The sequence below is a fragment of the Bacillus sp. JK62 genome (genome assembly GCF_053663455.1).
On record NZ_JBSJQA010000001.1, the window covers coordinates 995,741 to 1,014,698 of the forward strand.

At 44.0% G+C, this 18,958-nt stretch carries 20 protein-coding genes, 1 tRNA gene, 1 rRNA gene and 1 riboswitch; of the genes, 13 read left to right on the plus strand and 9 right to left on the minus strand.

Going from position 1 to position 18,958, the window contains the following annotated elements:
• Positions 1-20: 20 nt before the first annotated feature.
• The 3 genes from ACWJJ4_RS04990 (at position 21) to ACWJJ4_RS05000 (ending at position 2,304) form a co-directional block, all read left to right on the plus strand.
• Positions 21-1,181 (plus strand): AI-2E family transporter, encoded by a 1,161-nt coding sequence (locus ACWJJ4_RS04990; protein WP_014305691.1) that lies wholly within the window; start codon positions 21-23, stop codon positions 1,179-1,181.
• A 91-nt stretch (positions 1,182-1,272) separates the two neighbouring features.
• On the plus strand, positions 1,273-2,103 hold the full coding sequence (locus tag ACWJJ4_RS04995) for an undecaprenyl-diphosphate phosphatase (RefSeq protein ID WP_454021479.1): 831 nt from the start codon (positions 1,273-1,275) through the stop codon (positions 2,101-2,103).
• Positions 2,104-2,231: 128 nt separating this feature from the next.
• Positions 2,232-2,304 (plus strand) — tRNA-Ala (locus tag ACWJJ4_RS05000).
• Positions 2,305-2,433: 129 nt separating this feature from the next.
• On the opposite strand, the gene ACWJJ4_RS05005 is transcribed toward ACWJJ4_RS05000, so the two are convergent.
• The 3 genes from ACWJJ4_RS05005 to ACWJJ4_RS05015 form a co-directional block, all read right to left on the minus strand.
• Positions 2,434-2,682 (minus strand): hypothetical protein, encoded by a 249-nt coding sequence (locus tag ACWJJ4_RS05005; RefSeq protein WP_454021480.1) that lies wholly within the window; start codon positions 2,680-2,682, stop codon positions 2,434-2,436.
• Between the two features lie 154 nt (positions 2,683-2,836).
• Positions 2,837-2,962, minus strand: coding sequence for a hypothetical protein (locus ACWJJ4_RS05010; protein WP_265737371.1), 126 nt, complete (start codon positions 2,960-2,962; stop codon positions 2,837-2,839).
• A 126-nt stretch (positions 2,963-3,088) separates the two neighbouring features.
• Complete coding sequence (locus ACWJJ4_RS05015) at positions 3,089-3,292, minus strand: hypothetical protein (protein WP_015387806.1); 204 nt, start codon at positions 3,290-3,292, stop codon at positions 3,089-3,091.
• A gap of 320 nt (positions 3,293-3,612) precedes the next feature.
• On the opposite strand from ACWJJ4_RS05015, the gene ACWJJ4_RS05020 reads away from it, so the two are divergent.
• Together ACWJJ4_RS05020 and ACWJJ4_RS05025 are read left to right on the plus strand one after the other, a co-directional pair.
• Positions 3,613-4,740, plus strand: coding sequence for a response regulator aspartate phosphatase (locus ACWJJ4_RS05020; protein WP_377802808.1), 1,128 nt, complete (start codon positions 3,613-3,615; stop codon positions 4,738-4,740).
• A 1,090-nt stretch (positions 4,741-5,830) separates the two neighbouring features.
• Positions 5,831-6,151, plus strand: a complete 321-nt coding sequence (locus tag ACWJJ4_RS05025) for a hypothetical protein (protein ID WP_454021481.1) — start codon at positions 5,831-5,833, stop codon at positions 6,149-6,151.
• A gap of 67 nt (positions 6,152-6,218) precedes the next feature.
• On the opposite strand, the gene ACWJJ4_RS05030 is transcribed toward ACWJJ4_RS05025, so the two are convergent.
• Entirely contained in the window at positions 6,219-6,860 is a 642-nt protein-coding gene (locus ACWJJ4_RS05030; RefSeq protein ID WP_454021482.1) for a cupin domain-containing protein, read from the minus strand.
• A gap of 216 nt (positions 6,861-7,076) precedes the next feature.
• On the opposite strand from ACWJJ4_RS05030, the gene hmpA reads away from it, so the two are divergent.
• Together hmpA and ACWJJ4_RS05040 are read left to right on the plus strand one after the other, a co-directional pair.
• Positions 7,077-8,252 carry an NO-inducible flavohemoprotein gene (gene hmpA, locus ACWJJ4_RS05035; protein WP_094247926.1) on the plus strand — a complete coding sequence of 392 codons (1,176 nt, stop codon included), beginning with the start codon at positions 7,077-7,079 and terminating at the stop codon, positions 8,250-8,252.
• Positions 8,253-8,393: 141 nt separating this feature from the next.
• Positions 8,394-9,239, plus strand: a complete 846-nt coding sequence (locus ACWJJ4_RS05040; protein ID WP_070082259.1) for a glucosaminidase domain-containing protein — start codon at positions 8,394-8,396, stop codon at positions 9,237-9,239.
• 33 nt (positions 9,240-9,272) lie between these two features.
• Here ACWJJ4_RS05040 and ACWJJ4_RS05045 read toward each other — a convergent pair whose 3' ends face one another.
• From ACWJJ4_RS05045 to cudC, 3 genes are all read right to left on the minus strand, one after another.
• Entirely contained in the window at positions 9,273-9,941 is a 669-nt protein-coding gene (locus ACWJJ4_RS05045; protein ID WP_058906302.1) for a potassium channel family protein, read from the minus strand.
• Positions 9,942-10,104: 163 nt separating this feature from the next.
• The gene (gene bslA, locus ACWJJ4_RS05050; RefSeq protein WP_070082729.1) at positions 10,105-10,644 is read right to left on the minus strand and encodes a biofilm surface layer hydrophobin BslA; all 540 of its coding nucleotides are present in this window, start codon (positions 10,642-10,644) and stop codon (positions 10,105-10,107) included.
• A 159-nt stretch (positions 10,645-10,803) separates the two neighbouring features.
• Positions 10,804-11,358 carry a choline uptake/conversion transcriptional regulator CudC gene (gene cudC, locus ACWJJ4_RS05055; RefSeq protein ID WP_071392220.1) on the minus strand — a complete coding sequence of 185 codons (555 nt, stop codon included), beginning with the start codon at positions 11,356-11,358 and terminating at the stop codon, positions 10,804-10,806.
• 200 nt (positions 11,359-11,558) lie between these two features.
• Between cudC and betB the strand changes: the two genes are divergently transcribed.
• The 3 genes from betB to ACWJJ4_RS05070 all read left to right on the plus strand — a co-directional run bounded on the left by betB (position 11,559) and on the right by ACWJJ4_RS05070 (position 14,909).
• Positions 11,559-13,031 carry a betaine-aldehyde dehydrogenase gene (gene betB / locus ACWJJ4_RS05060; RefSeq protein WP_003152180.1) on the plus strand — a complete coding sequence of 491 codons (1,473 nt, stop codon included), beginning with the start codon at positions 11,559-11,561 and terminating at the stop codon, positions 13,029-13,031.
• A 16-nt stretch (positions 13,032-13,047) separates the two neighbouring features.
• On the plus strand, positions 13,048-14,256 hold the full coding sequence (gene gbsB / locus ACWJJ4_RS05065; protein WP_003152181.1) for a choline dehydrogenase: 1,209 nt from the start codon (positions 13,048-13,050) through the stop codon (positions 14,254-14,256).
• Positions 14,257-14,327: 71 nt separating this feature from the next.
• Positions 14,328-14,909, plus strand: coding sequence for an MOSC domain-containing protein (locus ACWJJ4_RS05070; RefSeq protein ID WP_103526677.1), 582 nt, complete (start codon positions 14,328-14,330; stop codon positions 14,907-14,909).
• A gap of 1 nt (position 14,910) precedes the next feature.
• Here ACWJJ4_RS05070 and ACWJJ4_RS05075 read toward each other — a convergent pair whose 3' ends face one another.
• Positions 14,911-15,399 carry a DinB family protein gene (locus ACWJJ4_RS05075; RefSeq protein ID WP_070082256.1) on the minus strand — a complete coding sequence of 163 codons (489 nt, stop codon included), beginning with the start codon at positions 15,397-15,399 and terminating at the stop codon, positions 14,911-14,913.
• Between the two features lie 146 nt (positions 15,400-15,545).
• Between ACWJJ4_RS05075 and ACWJJ4_RS05080 the strand changes: the two genes are divergently transcribed.
• On the plus strand, positions 15,546-16,076 hold the full coding sequence (locus tag ACWJJ4_RS05080) for an NfeD family protein (protein ID WP_326358903.1): 531 nt from the start codon (positions 15,546-15,548) through the stop codon (positions 16,074-16,076).
• Between the two features lie 19 nt (positions 16,077-16,095).
• Entirely contained in the window at positions 16,096-17,625 is a 1,530-nt protein-coding gene (locus tag ACWJJ4_RS05085; protein ID WP_024085720.1) for a flotillin family protein, read from the plus strand.
• Between the two features lie 30 nt (positions 17,626-17,655).
• On the opposite strand, the gene thiT is transcribed toward ACWJJ4_RS05085, so the two are convergent.
• A complete protein-coding gene (gene thiT, locus ACWJJ4_RS05090; protein WP_007410163.1) occupies positions 17,656-18,237 on the minus strand; it encodes an energy-coupled thiamine transporter ThiT in 582 nt (193 codons plus the stop codon).
• A 100-nt stretch (positions 18,238-18,337) separates the two neighbouring features.
• Positions 18,338-18,438: riboswitch (TPP riboswitch) on the minus strand.
• A gap of 430 nt (positions 18,439-18,868) precedes the next feature.
• On the opposite strand from thiT, the gene ACWJJ4_RS05095 reads away from it, so the two are divergent.
• Positions 18,869-18,958 (plus strand): 16S ribosomal RNA (locus tag ACWJJ4_RS05095); the annotation flags it as partial.

The following is an 18,958-nucleotide window of genomic DNA, read 5'->3' on the forward strand; positions in this document are numbered from 1 at the left end:
CATATGATGGAGGAACAATAGTGGAAACATTGCAAACATGGGGCGGCAGATTTAAACAGTTTTTCTTAGACAATAAATTTGTCTTGTTTTTGCTTGTATTGCTGCTCATCGGTCTCAATATCCTTGTCTTTATGAAGACATCATTTATTTTCACACCCATTATCGTCCTGCTCAAAACGATTGCGCTCCCCGTCATTTTGACAGGAATTGTTTATTATCTGCTTAATCCGATCGTAGATATATTGGAAAAAATAAGAGTGAAAAGAGTCTATTCCATCCTGCTCCTTTACCTCATTATTATAGGGCTGATTTCGATTACGGTCGTTTCAATTATTCCGTTTTTAAAGGAACAGATCATGAGCCTGATCGACAACCTGCCGAAATATGTGGACATCGTTGAAGATCAGACGAAAAGCCTGATCGGAAGCGATTTTGTAAATCAGGCGCAAAAGACGATGAATATCAACATTTCCGATCTTGCTAATAAAGTATCGGCGCAGGCGGCGACAATTGCAAACAGCACATTTACCGGAGTCGGGAATTTTATCGGCGCGCTGACTGAAGTGATCATTTCAATTGTGACCGTGCCGTTTATTCTGTTCTATTTGCTGAAAGACGGCAAAAAACTGCCGATCTATATCTTAAAGTTTGTGCCCACCCGTCTGAAAGAACAAACGTATACGATGCTTAGTGAAATGAACCACAGATTAAGCTCCTATATCAGAGGACAGGTCATCGTCAGCTTCTGCATCGGGTTTTTATTATTTATCGGCTATCTGATTATCGGACTTGATTATGCTTCCCTGCTTGCGGTCATTGCCGCTTGTACGAGCGTTGTTCCGTATTTAGGGCCGACCATTGCCATCACGCCGGCGATTATTATCGCGTTGGTCACTTCGCCTCTTATGCTGCTGAAACTTGCGATTGTCTGGACCGTTGTCCAGCTCGTGGAAGGTAAATTAATTTCGCCGCAGATCATGGGGAAAAATCTTCACATTCACCCGATTACCATCATCTTTGTTCTTTTAACCGCCGGAAAGCTGTTCGGGGTTGTCGGCATTATTTTAGCCATCCCGGGGTATGCGGTCATCAAAGTGGTCACGACCCATCTGTTTGATTGGTTCAAAATGCGTTCGCATTTATATGAAGAAGAAAAAAATGATGCTGTATCGAAGTCATAAAATCGGAACGGACATGATATTTATTATAAGACAGGCTTTCCTTCAAAGGAGAGCTTCTCTTTTGTAAATGATGAATGAAGGGAAGAATGGGATGACACTATGGGAGATGTTCACAGCAGCTTTTTTGGGAATCGTGGAAGGGCTGACGGAATACGCGCCGGTTTCTTCCACGGGACATATGATCATAGCGGATGACATTTGGCTGAAATCCGGAAGCCTGATGAATCCGGAAGCCGCCAATTCCTTCAAAGTGGTGATTCAGCTCGGTTCGATTCTGGCGGTGGCCATTGTGTTTAAGGATCGGATATTACATTTACTCGGCCTCAAAAAAAACGTCACGCGCGATCAGCAGAAGGGATACAGGCTGACCATCGCGCAAATCGCCGTCGGTCTTGTCCCGGCGGCGGTGCTCGGCTTTTTATTTGAGGATTTCATTGACCGCTATTTATTCTCCGTCAGAACGGTCGCTTACGGATTAATTGCCGGAGCCGTGCTTATGCTTATAGCGGACTGGATCAATAAAAGGAAAGAAACGATCGATACGGTGGACAGAATCACCTACAAACAGGCTTTCTGTGTCGGATTATTCCAGTGTCTCGCCTTATGGCCCGGATTTTCCCGATCAGGCTCAACGATTGCCGGAGGTGTTATTGTGGGCTTGAATCACCGGGCAGCCGCAGACTTCACATTTATTATGGCGATTCCGATTATGGCGGGCGCAAGCCTTCTGAAGCTCGTGAAATACTGGAGCAGTCTTTCTTATGACATGATTCCGTTTTTTCTTGTCGGCTTTATCTGCGCCTTTGTCGTCGCCCTCTTAGTCGTCAAATTTTTTCTTCGGCTCATTAACCGGATTAAGCTTGTCCCGTTCGCCATTTACCGTGTCATCCTCGGCATCATTTTAATCATGCTCGTGCGATAAACGAAGAGGCCCCCAGGAGGGTCTTCTTTTTATGTTCGAAAAACGTCTCAGGAAAATATGAGCAAACTGAATTTTCTGCTTGAAATTCATAGAAGAGTCGTCTATAATAAAACATGACGTTACAGCACGGGGCCATAGCTCAGCTGGGAGAGCGCTACGCTGGCAGCGTAGAGGTCAGGGGTTCGAGCCCCCTTGGCTCCATACCTTTAAACCCTTATTCTATAAGGGTTTTTTTATTTGTCAGGAACAGAGCCAATAGCCCAAAAAAGCAATTGGGGACAATTTGGGGACGAAAAATTTATTTTGAGGAAGTTTAGTTGCTTTTCGCCTTCAATTAGGATTGAAGAAGCCGCCTCTAAAGGCGGCTTTGTTGTTTATCAATTTTCGCGGAGCAACCTTTGCTGGTGCAGCACCGCAGAACAGGAAGAATGTAAATAATACTGGTGGAGAAATTGCTACGCCTAATTTGCCCAGATATTCTAATACTGTCCACCAATCTCCTTTTTCAATTGCCTTTTGAAGAGATACCAATAGCATCTTCAAGGCATCTTCGAACAGTGTTCTTTTGGACACTTGCATACTTATATTCCTTATTCATATATTTAGCGAAAGCGATCATACCCTCTTTTTGACCTTTGGTATAAGGAGACTTTTCAAGCTCATCCTCATTAACTGTGTAGCCTGTCTCTTCTTCAAAAATTACAATCTTAGTAAAGATGTACTCAACTTCTTTTCAAAATTTTTCAATTTGTTCTTTAGTTAATCCATCTAACCCGTTCTCTTCCTCTGCTGAAACTGTTGGCGCTATTGTAGCAATAGCAAGAAGTAGGGTCAACGCCAGAAAAACTAATCTTTTCAACATTATAACTTCCTCTTTTAGAAACTTGTACAAGAAACTACACGGTAACACATTTTTTTAAATAAGGGTACATTTATCTAGTTTTAATCTGTTTAGACAGGATAAGTAAAATATCGACAAAAAAGATTATGACCATAAACTCAAAGCAAGAGTCGAACCCCCCCAAGCTAATATACCGAACATGACAGAGAACCTAAGACAAGCTTCAAATTTTGTAAGCCCTCGCTCTCTTTTTGTTTTACCTAATTTCCAATAAACAGCATATCCTGAGAACACCAAAATGAGTACTCCGAGTCGTGTCATATTTTCTAAAAATTCTATACCATCCATTGATTTTCACCTCGTTTATTTATGAGAAAAAAATAAAGTAGACTTGTAGAGAGTCTACTTATAAACGCTATCCCAAAGTACACATTTTCATACAGCTTAAAACATTTGAGTGATAAAGTAAGGCTCATTTTAAATGACACATCCTTAATCCCTCCCATTTATATTCCCCATACATTAGTTTTATTATCGCAAATAGAATGGACGTTTCCAACAGTTATGTGAAAATAAGTAATCTGGCAACTGCAAACAAATTGAGGTTTTTTTTCGTCCAAACATATTATGGAAATGTTAGAATATTATATAAAAGGAGGAGTGGCCTTGTGAGTTCTGTTTTACCTTCATCAGAGGTAGGCGTTAAAATTAATGAATGGTACAAAATGATACGTCAGTTCAGTGTTCCGGATGCGGAGATTTTGAAAGCGGAAGTGGAGCAAGAAATAAATGAGATGGAAGAAGACGAGTATCTACTGATTTACTACACCCTCATGAAATTCCGCCATCAGCTCATGCTGGATTATTTAGAACCGGTGACTACCCGTGTGAGACCGACAATTGACGAGCTGCTGGAAAAAATCGAAGCATCAAATAAAGGAATTTCCGGCCTGCTGTGCTATTACTCTTTATTTTTCCGCGGCATGTATGAATTTGATCAAAAGCAGTATGTAAAGGCGATCGGCTTTTATAGAGAGGCTGAAAAACAACTCGTTCATGTGCATGATGAAATTGAGAGAGCGGAGTTTCATTTTAAACTGGCTGAAGCATATTACGGTATGAAACAAAGCCACGTCTCCATGCATCACGTAAAGCAAGCGCTCGATATTTACGATCAGTATGAGTTGTATAAGGTCCGGAAAATTCAATGTCTATTTGTTATATCAGGGAATTATATTGATTTTAAGCGTTATGAGAAGAGTCAGCCGCATCTTGAAAAGGCTCTTGATTTATCAAAAGAGTTAGATAACAAGAGGTTGATTAGTTCTGCTCTTTATAATTTGGGTACAAATTTCGGAGATAGGGGCGACTATGAAAAGGCTGAGATATTTTTAAGGCAAGCAGTAGAGATAACCGAAAAAGCAAAACTGAGCAACTTGCCGCACTCTTTATTTTCTTATGCAAAATTCCTCTTTAAACAAGGGAAAATGGCTGAGGGTATCCAAGTAAGCAAAAAAGGTTTGTCGGCCGCGGTATACCAAGGCGATAAGCTTTTCGAAAATCTACAGGGGTATCTGAAGGCTCTTTATGTGGATGCAGTGGATCAACAGGGAGTTAATGAAACAATTGAGTATCTGGAGAAGAATAAGAATTACTCATATGTTGAAGATATTGCTTGCGAAACTGCATCTGTTTACGCAGATTCAAGGGAGTTTGAGAATTCTTATTTTTATCATAAAAAAATGGTTGATACACAAACACAAATTCAAAGGGGAGAGTGCCAGTATGAATTTTAAAAAGAGCATTTTCATCGTCCTGGGTCTGTCATTGACTTTAGTATGTGGGTTGGGTATGAGCTCAGTAGAAAAACAAGCACAAGATACAATCAAAGTAGCTTCTGATCGCCTTCAAACTTGAACAGCTTAAGTCTTTTCTTCGGAAAAGGCTTTTTTCCTTTCTTCATTATATTGTTTCAAAACATCCACTTGTTTTTATGCTTATCCCACTTCAGCACACACTGCCTCATGAGGTTCTTCACTGCTTCCCGGATAGCGCGTTCATCCTTGCCAGTTTTTCTCTTCAATTCATCCAAGGAGGGGTTCTTCCTGAATTGGATCTAAAGATAATCCGGTGCACTTTTCATTCAAAATCAGTCATTTGATCATCTCCCAACTTCATAAGTCTCAACGGATAAAAGAGAATCAAATACAATAATGTATCCCCCTTTAAGTTCTTCACACGAAATTCCTTCCGTAGGTGGTCCCGTAATGAACTGCGCAGATAACCTCGCGTATGTATCCGCCGTCATAAAGCTCGAACGATAATTCTATGCTAATATTTAAAAAATATGGCACTCAATATTTATAAGTTCAATTTTCTTTTCAATTTAAGGGAGGGAAAATAGAAAGGAGAGAAATGAGAAAGTATTTTGGGTTCGTGTCGCTTATCATCCTTTTATTCGGATTGTGCTTTCTGCCTCATATTCATTGGGCGCTTGGAATCCTAGGAATTGTCGTGGGGAGTATTCTAGCAATCAAATCCCCTAAAGGAATTGCAAAGAATATTTCTTTTGTTATCCTAGCACTTTGTTTACTTTTACTATTATTATTGATTGTGATGGGCGTTTTGATGGCAGGTCTAGTGGAAAATTAACCTTTAATTTATAATCCTATTTTGGGACCAGCTTATTCATTTTTAGCCAAATAAAAGATTAGGGTTTGAAACAAAACGTCTGTTCGTATCAGAAACTCATCTCCACACTGGCAGCGTAGAGGTCAGGGGTTCGAGCCCCCTTGGCTCCATACCTTTATAAGTTTTTAATCCTCTGCAGCAGCCTCTGTGTTCCGCTTCGTTTCTAACAACTAAATGAAAGGAATAAGAGGAAAAATGAAAAAGAAAATCTATCTTATACTAACTCTTTCAGCGGCAGTGGCACTTCTTTTAACAGCGCTCCCGGCTCTTTCTCCCATCATTTTCACGTCTGCTTCAGAAAAAGGAGCCATCAGGCATGACATTTATAAAAAAGGATATCCGTATCAAAGCTGCTTTGCGATTCTTCAAAAAGAAGAAGGAGGCGGAGAGGCCGGGAACCTTTATTATGTAAATTGGTTCAATTGGAAAGATGAAACCGGACAGACGCCGCACGTATGTTATTCAAAAAAATCGTCCGAAGGCGAGTACAAAGTAAGCTGCGGAACCGGACCGTAATGATCAAGAGCCCCTCTCCAATGAGGGGCTTTTTTCGTCAAAGCTTGAATGCCGCTCCGTTTCCCATTTAATACCCCCGATAGAACGGCTGAACATAATGCTGATACGGATCATTGGGATAATGCGTATTTGGCTGATAAGGCTTATTCATATCATGAATACCCGTGTTTTCAGACTGTCCGCAGTATTTATCGGGGCCTATCACAGTTGATTGCCGGATCGGTGAAACGGCTTTTTCCCACTCATGCTCATTCAGACAGTACGTATGCGCCATGATCTCCGGCGGCGTCAGACGGAGTATATCCGAGCCGTATATCACTTCAGGCGAAGGGGCGTCAAATATGGCCAAAAGATGGGTTTTGTCTGAAGTGGCGACTTCATAATGCCACCACCCCTGCGGAATATTCGCCACTTGCCCGGGGGTAATCGGGTAATTACGTATTTTCTGGGTGAACGGATTCAGCATCGACACCACCGCGGAACCCGAAATACAGTACACCAATTCAGCGGCGTTTTGATGGGTATGCGGTTCAATCACATTTGTTTTACTCAGAAAGATATCTAATAATGAAATATTTTCAAGCGTGTTTAACTGTTTAATCCCCAATACATTGATAAAGTTCCGAGCATCTTTCGTAAAAAAACGGCTCTCATTCACATCATAAGTGAACTGTGTATTCGGAGACGTGTAATCAATATCGGAAACCATGCAATCCCCCGCTTTCATCTTTAAACGTATATTCCCAAATATATGTGTCCCTGTTTCACCGGGTGATAAAAAAGGAGGTGAAATCCATAAATTCCAAATCCAACACAATATTGTGACGACTTTTTAAAGATTCATTTTAGATATATCTTTTATTCGAAATATCTCTTACTATAAAGATATATTGAAAATACATCTTTAGAAGGGTTGAGGATGAACATGCTGGATGAGAGAACAATAGACATCATCAAAAGCACAGTACCTGTATTGAAAACACATGGAGAAAACATCACCGGGCGCTTTTATAACCTGATGTTTCAAGATCATCCCGAACTGTTAAATATGTTTAACCAAACGAACCAAAAGAAACAGACTCAGCGCGCAGCATTGGCAAATGCAGTCATTGCGGCTGCGGCGAATATTGATCAATTAGAACAAATCATTCCGGCGGTCAGACAGATCGGCCATAAGCACACAAGCATCGGTGTAAAACCGGAACATTATCCGATTGTCGGAAAGTATCTGCTTCTGGCGATTAAGGATGTGCTGCAGGATGCCGCAACTCCTGAGATTATGCAGGCATGGGAAAAAGCTTACGGTGTTATTGCGGAGGCTTTCATCGGCATTGAAAAAGACATGTACAATGAAGCCGGATGGCAGGGGTATAAAGAATTTACGGTTATACAGAAAACAAAAGAAAGCAAAGATATCACATCGTTTTATATCAAACCGAGTGACGGCTCTTCGCTACCTGGATTTGAAGCGGGACAATATATCAGCATTAAAGTGCGGATTGCGGATTCGCCTTATACGCACATTCGCCAGTACAGTCTGTCTGATGCTTCTCGAAAAGGCGCATATCGGATTTCTGTGAAAAAGGACGGAGCGGTTTCTTCTCATCTCCACAATGAAGTTCAAGAGGGAGATAAACTTGAAGTCAGCGCACCCGCCGGAGATTTCAAGCTGTCTGCTGCCGAAAAACCGGTTGTTCTTATCAGTGCCGGTTCCGGAATCACGCCGATGATGAGCATGCTGAAAACAGCCGCCGAAAAACAGCCGGAGCGTTCCGTTACTTTTATTCATGCCGCGAAAAACGGAGAGTACGCCGCGTTCCGCAAAGAGGCTGAACAAGCTGCGGAGAATCATCCGAATATTAACGTCATTTATGTTTACAGTGAACCGGCAGAACAAGACCGCTCAGGAGACAAGCCTTTTTACAGCGGCCGGATTGATCAAACCTTCTTGGAGCAGCTTCATCTGAATCAAGATGCTGAATGTTACTTGTGCGGGTCAGCGCAGTTTATGACGCAAATGAAAGATATGATTCTTGCACTCGGGTTTGACTCTGATTCTGTTCAATATGAATTGTTCGGCCCTCAGCTGAGCATGGCATAACAAAAAAGACTCCTCAAAGAGGGGTCTTTTTTATTTGCACAATGTGTTCTTTCTCCGTCTTTTTCCCTATTTTATTGAAATTTTCATCAATGACCAGTAAAATTATAAATCTAGTGATTCCGGAATTAAAGGAAGGTTGATATGAAAAAGAAAGCAAAGACCAAAAGGGTGCTTGGGTGCCTTTTTGCTGTATCTCTTATATTCGGATTATTTCTGGTATCAATGGTATTTTCGAAATTCATAGTGACGGAAGAAAAACCGCCTGAAGAGGTGGACGAGCAGCAGGTCTTTATTGACAGCCTTTCCGGGCATGCTCAGATTTTATATGAGAAATATCATGTCCTTCCGAGCATCACCCTCGCACAGGCCATTCTCGAATCGGACTGGGGGAACAGTGAGCTTGCGGGGAAAGCGCGCAACCTGTTCGGTGTAAAAGGTGATTATAAAGGAAAACACGTCACGATGAAAACGGATGAATTTGAAAAAGGAAAACGAAAAACGATTCGGGCAAAATTCCGTAAATACAGCACGTTTTTTGAATCAATGGATGACCATGCCAAATTATTTGTCAACGGAACGTCTTGGAATAAAAAGAAGTACAAGCCCGTCATTGAAGCGGACAATTATAAAACAGCGGCGGCTGCCCTTCAAAAATCCGGCTACGCCACAGACCCCGGCTATGCTGAAAAAATTAAAGATGTCATAGAAACCTATAACCTGAATGAATATGACAAAATCAATGCCTCTCTTAAAGCAGTTGATATGAAAGGCGCCATCAAAGACCACGTCATTGAAGACGTGTGGTCCAAGCCGTCAAAAGAGCGGCATTCTATAAAACTGGCATCGGCGCAAAAGTTTACCGGCCAGCATATTAAAGTCGTATCTGAAAAACAAAACGGAGAATCCGTCTGGTACCAAATTCAAGTGAAAGATGAGCTGATCGGTTGGGTAGACCAAACCGCCGTCCAGTTAAGTGAAGAAACATAAGCATCAAAAAAAGCCGGCAGCTTGCCGGCTTTTTTACATTCCTTCAGTTTCAAACCTTTTAATATCACGTTTATGCCCCATCAGCACAAGGCAGTCACATTCATGAATGACAGTCTCCGGAGAAGGGGACAGCTGAATGTCTCCATTATGTTTCACGGCGAGAATGGTGCAGCCGAATCTGGCCCGGACGCCGAGATCAAGAATGGATTTTAAATGCAGCTTTTTCGTGGCTGAAAGCTCCACAATGCTGTATTCATCTGACAAATCGATGTAATTTAAGACGTTTTCATCTGAAAGGCTTTGCGCAATCCGCACGCCCATATCCTTTTCGGGATGGATAATACGGTCAGCACCGATCTTTTCAAGCACTTTGTGATGATAATAGTTTTGCGCTTTCACCCAAATATTAGGGATGTTCAGCTCCTTCAATAACAGCGTCGTCAGCGTGCTTGCCTGAATGTTGGCGCCGATTGCTACGATGACATATTCAAAATTTCTGATGCCGAGCGACTGAAGCTCGCTTTCTTCCGTTGAATTTGCCCGCACGGCATGCGTGGCATAAGAGGAGTATGCGTTGACCCGCTCTTCGCTGATATCGATCGCAAGCACCTCATGCCCCATTTTAAAAAGCTCTTTACAGATGCTTCCGCCGAAACGGCCGAGTCCGATGACGGCAAATTGTTTATTTTTGATTTTTCCCAATCCTCATAACTCCTTAAGAAACTGTTTTCGTCACTCCAAATACAACAAACAAGAATGTACTCCTGTTTCAGGGGTTTGTCAATGCGAGGGCCGGAAGAAAGAAAACAGCACAAAAAAAGACCGGCTGACAAGCGATGAGCTTGTGCCGGTCCGTTTTTCGCAATTATTTGCAGTTGCAAGGCTGTGTCGGCGGTGTGCTGCGTTTTTGAACAACAATTGTGTCCTCAGCATAGAATTTAGAGCCGATGCTTAATGATTTATTTTCTGCACGGAACTTATATGTACCTGCAGCAGGCAATGTTTTATTATTAAGAGAAAGCTTAAATTCCGCTGCGCCGAGCAAATCAATGTTTAACGGAAGTCTGACTGTTTTGCCGTTATTCAGAATCTGTCTTTCACGCAAAGCGTGTCCGTTGACTGTATCTTTTGTTGTAGCCGCAAATCCGCTAGGAAGGGTAAATTCCATAACGCCTAAGCTCAGGATCGTGTTCGGACGGTACGTCAATTCGATATCAGAAAATGACCATTCCTGCTGGCTGGCACCTGTATATTTTGCAAATAAGGTAGCAGTCGCTTTCGCGGACATTTCCGGCTCGTGAACGGTTGAGCCTGACTCAGCGGCGAATGACGCTGTCGGCAGAGAAAGAAGCAAAACCAGGCCGAATAAACTTGCCATGACAGTTGAGAAAAATTTCTGTTTCATTTTCATAAATCCCCCTAAAAAAAATTTGCTGATTGTTCTTAAAAAAGAACGACCATACCTATAAAAATTTACCATCAATTTTAATGGAAGTAAATGGGGTTATGTTCCTATATTTTCTCAAAAATAATCAAATCACGACAAAAAACGCCTGAATCAAAATCAGGCGTTTTTTTCGTCTGTTTCTATCGGAATAAATTTAAAAATCTCCCCGCTCTGAACCGAGTCGGCGAGCCGCTTCAGCCAATGATAATAAGCTTTCGAGCTTTCAAGCTGATCATATAACTGCCGCGCTTCTTCCTGTAATTCCGCGCTGCCTTCCTCGGCCAGCAAAACGGACTGCAAATCCGCCTGGGCCTGTACGATGGCGGACAAATTCACCTGAACTTCACGGTCCCATTTCGGCGGAAAGAAATTCGTGAAAAACGTAAAGAAATCCTTTTCCGCTACAAACGTATGCTTCCGTGTGCCGCGGTGAAAGGTTTTTTTGACCACATTTAAATCCTGCAGCTTTTTGACGCCTGTGCTCATACTCGGTTTGCTCATCTGCAGCTCCTCACGCATTTCGTCAAGCGTCATTTCATCCCTCATATACATTGTTCCGTATAAAATCCCGACACTCCGGGTGATTCCGTAAAGATCCATCGTCTCTGCAATGGAATCAATGACAAGATCCCTGGCTTGTTCTATAGCTGTGAATTCTGGATTCTCATCCATACTGTCCCTCTTTTCCTCTTGAAGTTTAAATTTGTTAAGTCATTTCTTTATGTTCTTAATCTTAACGAATCATGACAAAATGTCAAAATCTAAACGGACTGACCGGGTTTTGACAGGCAAAAAAACATGTGTTAAATTAACATTGTTAAAAACATTAAATTTTTATTTAACAAACTTACTTCTCGGTAAGGAGGACTCTTATGAGCAAAACGCTTTATATCGGCGGCGAATGGATCAGTGCAGAAAAAAAACAGACCCGCCGCATCATTAATCCATTTAATCAAGAAGAAATTGCAACGGTATGCGAAGGAGACCGGGATGATGCGGTGAAAGCCATCGCCGCAGCCAGAAAAGCATTTGATGAAGGGGAGTGGCCGGTGCTTTCCGGGCTCGAGCGCGGACAATTTGTTCTGAAAATTGCGGAATTAATCAGACGCGATCTGAACGAATTAGCTGAGCTGGAATCGCTTGATACAGGAAAAACGATTGAAGAAAGTAAAGCCGATATGGATGATATCGCAAATGTATTTCAATATTATGCCGGTTTGGCGGATAAAGACGGAGGCGAAGTCATTTCATCTCCGATTCCCGATTCAGTAAGTAAAATCGTCAGAGAGCCGATTGGCGTATGCGGACAAATTACGCCGTGGAACTATCCGCTCCTTCAGGCGAGCTGGAAAATCGCTCCCGCTCTTGCGGCCGGAAACACGATCGTTTTAAAGCCGAGCGAGATTACTCCGCTGACAACCATTAAAGTCTTTCAATTAATAGAAGAAGCCGGTATTCCGAAAGGGGCCGCCAATCTCGTGCTGGGGCCGGGCGCTTCTGTCGGCGACGAGCTGGCGAGAAACCTTGACGTCGATTTGGTCTCTTTTACGGGCGGAATTGAAACAGGCAAAAAAATCATGCAGGCGGCAAGCGGCAACGTGAAAAAGATTGCCCTGGAGCTTGGCGGCAAGAATCCGAATATCGTATTTCAAGATGCAGATCTCGAAACAGCTGCAGATCAAGCGCTGAACGCCGTGTTTTTCCATGCCGGCCAAGTTTGTTCGGCAGGGTCCCGTCTTTTGGTGGACGAAGCCATTCATGATGAATTTTTAGCCGAGCTGATCAAGCGCACGAAACGCATCAAATTAGGAAACGGTTTTCATGAAGATACGGAAAGCGGTCCGCTGATTTCCGCCGAGCATCGGGCCAAAGTCGAAAAATACGTAGAAATCGGTATCGAAGAAGGGGCAAAACTGGAAACAGGCGGCAAACGTCCTGATGATCCCGCCCTTCAAAACGGTTTCTTCTATGAACCTACTATTTTCTCAAACTGCAAGTCTGATATGCGGATAGTCCAAGAGGAGATCTTCGGCCCCGTTTTAACAGTTGAGTCATTTTCTTCTGAAGAAGAAGTGATCAGACTTGCCAACGATACCATTTACGGGCTGGCCGGAGCGGTATGGTCAAAGGATATTGAAAAATGCGAACGCGTAGCCGCCAAACTGCGGATGGGAACGGTATGGATCAATGATTTCCACCCGTATTTCGCGCAAGCGCCATGGGGCGGGTACAAACAATCGGGCTTCGGCCGTGAGCTCGGTAAAATCGGCCTGGAAGAATACACGGAAATCAAACATATTTACCGCAACACGAAACCTGCGGCTGTGAACTGGTTTCAAGCATAATTAGGAGGAGATAAATATGACATTAAATATGAAAGTAGAAAGCATGCATAAATTCCATACATTCGAAATACCGACAGTCATTAAACACGGAATCGGCGCGATTCAGCACGCGGGAAGTGAAGTCAGAGCGCTTGGCGTCACAAAAGCGCTGCTCGTAACAGACCCGGGAATTTATAACGCGGGAGTGGCAAACCCGGTCATTGAATCTTTGCAGGAAGCGGGCATCGAAGTCGTCCTGTTTAACAAAGTGGAGCCGAACCCGCCTGTACGTCTTGTGAACGAAGGATCAGAACTGTATAAAAAAGAAAACTGCAACGGTCTTGTGGCTGTCGGCGGCGGAAGCTCCATGGATACGGCGAAAGCGATCGGGGTAGAAGCGACACACGAAGGAAGCGTGCTTGATTATGAAGCCGCGGAAGGGAAAAAGCCGCTGGAAAACCGTATTCCTCCGCTGACAACGATCCCCACGACTGCGGGAACAGGTTCAGAGGTCACACAATGGGCGGTCATTACAGATGAGGAAAGAGAATTTAAATTCAATACGGGCGGACCGCTTATCGCCGCGCATTTAACGGTCATTGACCCTGAGCTGCACACGTCCATGCCTCCGCATGTGACGGCCATGACAGGTATTGATGCACTTGCGCACGCCATCGAGTGCTATACGATGAAATTCGCGCAGCCGATCACTGATGCCGTCGCTTTAATGGCCATTGAATATGCGGCGCATTATATTAAGCGCGCGTTTGCGGACGGAGAGGATTTGGAAGCAAGATACGGCATGGCGCAGGCGGCGATGCTTGCCGGCCTTTCATACGGCAGTGAATCAGCAGGCGCGGCGCATGCGATGAGCCAGACGCTCGGCGGCATCATCCCTGTCGCTCACGGACAATGCGTCGCAGCTATGATGGGACCGGTAATGGAATACAACTGGAAAGGCTATCCGGAAAAATTCGCCCGCATCGCCAAAGCATTCGGAATCGATACAAGCAACATGACAACTGAAGAAGCGGCAAAAGCGTCCGTCAACTGGATGTATGATCTTGTAAAAGATTTAGAGGTGCCGAGTTTAGAAGAACAAGGTGTGTCTCCGGACATGATTGAACGGTTATCAAAAGAAGCCATGAAAGATCCGCAAACATTCGGAAATCCAAGAGATTTGAATGAGAAAGCATACAACTGGATTTACAAACGTTGCTTTGACTTAACGCCGAAAACGGTATAATAAATGAACCCCGCTCCTTTACAGAGCGGGGTTTTTTAAGGATAATGTCAAGAAAAAGGCGGTGGTGGCTGATGTGGAAACGCATAACAGCAAAGTCGGAAGGCGTATATATAGCGGATACCGAACAATTTGTTACTAAAAAGATGGACAAGCTTCGCGCGGAATACGGCGGGTTTCCCGGTGACCTGCATTTCGGACTGACAAAAAAGGCCGGCGCGCGTGAGCCGATGTATGAAAGAGGAACGGAAATTTTTAACCGGAGACAAATTTCAATCGTGTCCATGGAGGAATGTGATGACATTGCGGAGAAGATGGGGATTTCTCATATCTTTCCCGAATGGCTCGGCGCTAACATTGCAATCAGCGGTTTTTCTGCGCTGACGCCGCTTAAAGAAGGAAGCAGATTGATATTTCCAAGCGGCGCGTCTCTGTTGTGCGAAGGAGAAAATGATCCGTGCATTCAGCCGGGAGAAGTCATTCAATCCTTTTATCCGGATCAGCCAAAACTCGCCGCGGCGTTTGTGAGGCACGCGATGGGCAGAAGAGGAATTGTCTGTATTGTTGAACGCCCGGGTGATATATGCACGGGCGATGCGGTCACCATCCATTCTTATGAACCGAAACGCGCCAAGAAAAAAATCGAGAAGGTCTGAGTCAGACCTTCTCGATTTTTTGTTTGATTTCTTCTATTTGATTGATGTGACGCTTTTCATGATGGCCGATAAAATCAATCCACTGGCGGATCGTCAGTTCTTGAAAAACAGGATGCGGAAGCACACGTTCAAAGTCTTCCTCGTTTAATGATGAAATAACTGCGGTCAGCTGCTGTCTTGCCGTATCTAATTCTTGTTTTGCCTCAATGACTGATATTCGGTTTTGCTCAGGTTCGAGGTGTGACGGCGCCGGCCGTTTATTTGATCTGTCCTCTATAAACTCCATCGGTTTGTCTTCGATTTTTTTAAACGGTGCGTCTTTTGCCTGCTTTGATAAAAGGGTCTGCGCTGTTTCGTCAATTTTCTTTAAATGGTCAAGGACTTCCCGCACGCTCCACTCATCAGCCGCGGGCTTTCGGTTGAATTCCTCATCAGAGAGTCCTTTCAGTACTTCCCAGGTCTGCTGTCTGGCTTCATTAAAAATGCTCATCCTATCTCCTCCTTTAGAGTAAACATATCATATCCGGATTGGATAATCATGTAATCAGCCTTCCTTATCAGAAAATTGAAACCATTTACCTTTCCATCCGTATATAAAGTAACACTCCGACACCTCAGCCGAAAGGAGGATAGAATGTGGACATATTTCATCTGCCGCTTGAAACGGTCTATCTTTACACATTGATTATTTCGGGAAGTCTCACGCTTTTGATTCTGTTTTTTCAAGATGTGTTTCACGGCCTCTCGGAAGCCATTCCAGTTTCATTTTTAAACCCTGCATTGATTCTGTCTTTTTTAACAATCTTTTCAGCCTCAGGTTATATCGGCGAAATCGCCGCTCCGCTATCAAGTCCTGTCATTGCGTTAATTTCATTTGTTCTTTCGGTTCTTTTGGTCAGCCTGCTTCACTTCTTCGTCCTTGTCCCGCTTTCATCAGCGGAAGAATCGCTCGTATATCGGGAGACAGATTTAAAGGGCAGAGTCGGCAGGGTCATTACTTCCGTCCCGAAAGACGGCTATGGGGAAGTGATCATAGAGGGAATAGGGGGCGCCATTTCTAAATCAGCCGTCAGCTTTGATCAAGAACAGATCAAGTACGGAACGGCCGTATTAGTGATTGACGTGAAAGACGGAGTGCTTTTTGTGACGCCGCATGAACCAATCTGATATCTAAGGGGGAACTGTTATGACTATGCCGATTATCATTGTTATCGGAATCGTATTCTTTTTACTCATCGCACTTATTGCTGTATTTATTACGAAGTACCGGACAGCGGGGCCGGATGAAGCCCTTATCGTGACCGGAAGTTATTTGGGAAATAAGAACGTCCACATTGATGAAGGCGGAAATCGTCTGAAAATCGTCCGGGGCGGGGGAACGTTTGTGCTCCCGGTATTCCAGCAGGCAGAACCTCTCAGTTTACTGTCAAGCAAACTTGATGTCTCTACACCTGAAGTCTATACAGAGCAAGGCGTGCCGGTAATGGCCGACGGAACCGCCATTATTAAAATCGGAGGCTCCATCGGTGAAATCGCCACAGCAGCTGAACAATTTTTGGGGAAATCCAAGGACGACCGTGAGCAGGAGGCGCGGGAGGTGCTGGAAGGCCATCTGCGCTCCATCCTCGGCTCCATGACCGTTGAAGAGATTTATAAAAACAGGGAAAAGTTTTCTCAGGAAGTCCAGCGGGTCGCGTCTCAGGATCTTGCTAAAATGGGGCTGATGATCGTTTCTTTTACGATTAAAGACGTCCGGGATAAAAACGGCTATCTTGAATCATTAGGTAAGCCGAGAATCGCCCAAGTCAAGCGGGATGCGGACATTGCCACGGCAGAAGCGGATAAAGAGACGAGGATTAAACGCGCGGCCGCTGATAAAGACGCAAAAAAATCAGAGCTGGAGCGGGCGACGGAAATAGCTGAAGCGGAAAAAATCAATCAGCTGAAAATGGCGGAATACAGAAGAGAGCAGGATACAGCAAAAGCCAATGCCGACCAGGCATATGATCTTGAAACCGCAAAAGCGCGCCAGCAGGTGACAGAGCAGGAAATGCAAATTAAAATTATTGAGCGGCAAAAGCAGATTGAATTGGAGGAAAAAGAAATTCTGCGCCGTGAGCGCCAATATGACTCTGAAGTGAAGAAAAAAGCCGATGCTGACCGTTACTCGGTGGAACAAGCGGCCGCGGCCGCAAAAGCGAAGCAGCTCGCCGAAGCGGATGCCGAGCAGTACAGCATCGAAGCGATGGCCAAGGCGGAAGCGGAACGCGTGAGAATTGACGGTCTTGCTAAAGCGGAGGCTGAAAAGGCGAGAGGAGAAACCGAAGCGGAAGTCATCCGCCTGAAAGGTCTCGCAGAAGCGGAAGCTAAAGAAAAAATCGCCGACGCATTCGAAAAATACGGGCAGGCTGCAATCCTTGATATGATTGTGAAAATGCTGCCTGAATACGCAAAACAAGTCTCAGCGCCTCTTTCAAACATTGATAAAATTACCGTCGTGGATACGGGAGGAAGCGGTGAAAACGGCGGAGCCAATAAAGTCACAGGCTACGCAACCAATTTAATGGCCGGTCTCCAGGAAAGCTTAAAAGCATCTTCCGGAATCAATGTAAAAGAGCTGATTGAGAATTTTTCAGGCAAAGGAAACATAAAACAAAGCATAAATGAACTTACAAAAGAACTGAGTGATTCAAACGAACGGCACAGCCCGGAATAAAAAAACAGCAGGCGTAAACCGCCTGCTGTTTCAGTTCGTCCGCTTAGCTTCAAGAAGCCGCGGCGCAGTCATGAATAATAAGATAAGGACAATGGCCGAAAGGATAAAAGAAGGAATCATATAAGTCGCGTTATAGACGGACGAATAAATCCAGACCGGCGTACCCTTCGGAGCATAGCTTCCGAAAAAGACAGCTCCGGAGACTACATGTGCCGCATAGCGCAGCACACTGCCGATGAAAACACCGCCTATAACATACATCGTTAAAGCGCCTCTTTTTTTATTCAATGCCGATTCCCGTACACCGGAAGCAAACAAGCCGCTGAAACCGAGGACTGCAAATGCCGCGATGTAATCAAGAAATAGCTGCACCGGGTGCTGCAAAAACAAATTGCCGATGGCGATCTGGACAATCCCTGTCAAAAAGCCTGTCGTAAGCCCGGCTTTCACTCCCCAGCGGAATGAAATCAAAAAAATCGGAATCATCATAATAGAGACCGAACCGCCTTGGGGCATCCGGAGAAACATACCTGAGACAATGTCCAGAATGACAGCCGCCCCGGTCATAATCGCTATTTCAATTAAGCGCACAAGCTGTGTTGAATGATTCATAGTTTTCCCCCTGGTCAGACAACCGTATCAAGGATAAACAAAAAAGCAGCGCGGGGAAGGATGGGAAAAGGTCCGCGCGCTGCTTACATAAACTGCAAATCATTTGGCTTTGCCACATCCCTACGCCAGCGTTAACTAACAGGTTCAAAGGGTCAGAACAAAACGTTCACTCTCAGCTTTAATGCTCCCCTTGTGGTCATCAAGTATTTAGTTCAATCTTACTATACAAGAAAATAGGCCAAACCACAAGACAGCTTATCTTTCTATAGAAGAGAAACTGAAATAAGGCATGAAAGAAAATAATTAATGATTTTTTAAAAAAACTATTGTCATATTTTCAAAAGGGTGTTATATTATTAAACGTCGCTGATGAACAGCAGACAACAACGAAAAGCTTCGGAAACAACTTGAAAAAAGTTGTTGACATAAAAGAAGCTGAGTGGTAAGATGATAAAGCTGCTTCGACAAGCGGTAATGATCTTTGAAAACTAAACAAGACAAAACGTACCTGTTAATTCAAAGTTTTAAATAAATCGCACAGCGATGTGCGTAGTCAGTCAAACTAAGGTCTGCACGATGCGGATCACACAGACGTTACTGCAGGATGCAGTGAACTTAGTCTGTGATCCATTTATCGGAGAGTTTGATCCTGGCTCAGGACGAACGCTGGCGGCGTGCCTAATACATGCAAGTCGAGCGGACAGATGGGAGCTTGCTCCCT

What these genes read in the sequence shown, in the direction of transcription:
- thiT (WP_007410163.1), bottom strand. Translation starts at nt 18,237, where the DNA reads ATGAATCATTCAACACAGCTTGTGCGCTTAATTGAAATAGCGATTATG.
- cudC (WP_071392220.1), bottom strand. Translation starts at nt 11,358, where the DNA reads ATGGATGAGAATCCAGAATTCACAGCTATAGAACAAGCCAGGGATCTT.
- ACWJJ4_RS05070 (WP_103526677.1), top strand. Translation starts at nt 14,328, where the DNA reads ATGTGGAAACGCATAACAGCAAAGTCGGAAGGCGTATATATAGCGGAT.
- bslA (WP_070082729.1), bottom strand. Translation starts at nt 10,644, where the DNA reads ATGAAACAGAAATTTTTCTCAACTGTCATGGCAAGTTTATTCGGCCTG.
- ACWJJ4_RS05015 (WP_015387806.1), bottom strand. Translation starts at nt 3,292, where the DNA reads ATGGATGGTATAGAATTTTTAGAAAATATGACACGACTCGGAGTACTC.
- gbsB (WP_003152181.1), top strand. Translation starts at nt 13,048, where the DNA reads ATGACATTAAATATGAAAGTAGAAAGCATGCATAAATTCCATACATTC.
- ACWJJ4_RS05025 (WP_454021481.1), top strand. Translation starts at nt 5,831, where the DNA reads ATGAAAAAGAAAATCTATCTTATACTAACTCTTTCAGCGGCAGTGGCA.
- ACWJJ4_RS05030 (WP_454021482.1), bottom strand. Translation starts at nt 6,860, where the DNA reads ATGGTTTCCGATATTGATTACACGTCTCCGAATACACAGTTCACTTAT.
- ACWJJ4_RS05005 (WP_454021480.1), bottom strand. Translation starts at nt 2,682, where the DNA reads ATGCAAGTGTCCAAAAGAACACTGTTCGAAGATGCCTTGAAGATGCTA.
- ACWJJ4_RS05075 (WP_070082256.1), bottom strand. Translation starts at nt 15,399, where the DNA reads ATGAGCATTTTTAATGAAGCCAGACAGCAGACCTGGGAAGTACTGAAA.
- ACWJJ4_RS05040 (WP_070082259.1), top strand. Translation starts at nt 8,394, where the DNA reads ATGAAAAAGAAAGCAAAGACCAAAAGGGTGCTTGGGTGCCTTTTTGCT.
- betB (WP_003152180.1), top strand. Translation starts at nt 11,559, where the DNA reads ATGAGCAAAACGCTTTATATCGGCGGCGAATGGATCAGTGCAGAAAAA.
- ACWJJ4_RS04995 (WP_454021479.1), top strand. Translation starts at nt 1,273, where the DNA reads ATGACACTATGGGAGATGTTCACAGCAGCTTTTTTGGGAATCGTGGAA.
- hmpA (WP_094247926.1), top strand. Translation starts at nt 7,077, where the DNA reads ATGCTGGATGAGAGAACAATAGACATCATCAAAAGCACAGTACCTGTA.
- ACWJJ4_RS05085 (WP_024085720.1), top strand. Translation starts at nt 16,096, where the DNA reads ATGACTATGCCGATTATCATTGTTATCGGAATCGTATTCTTTTTACTC.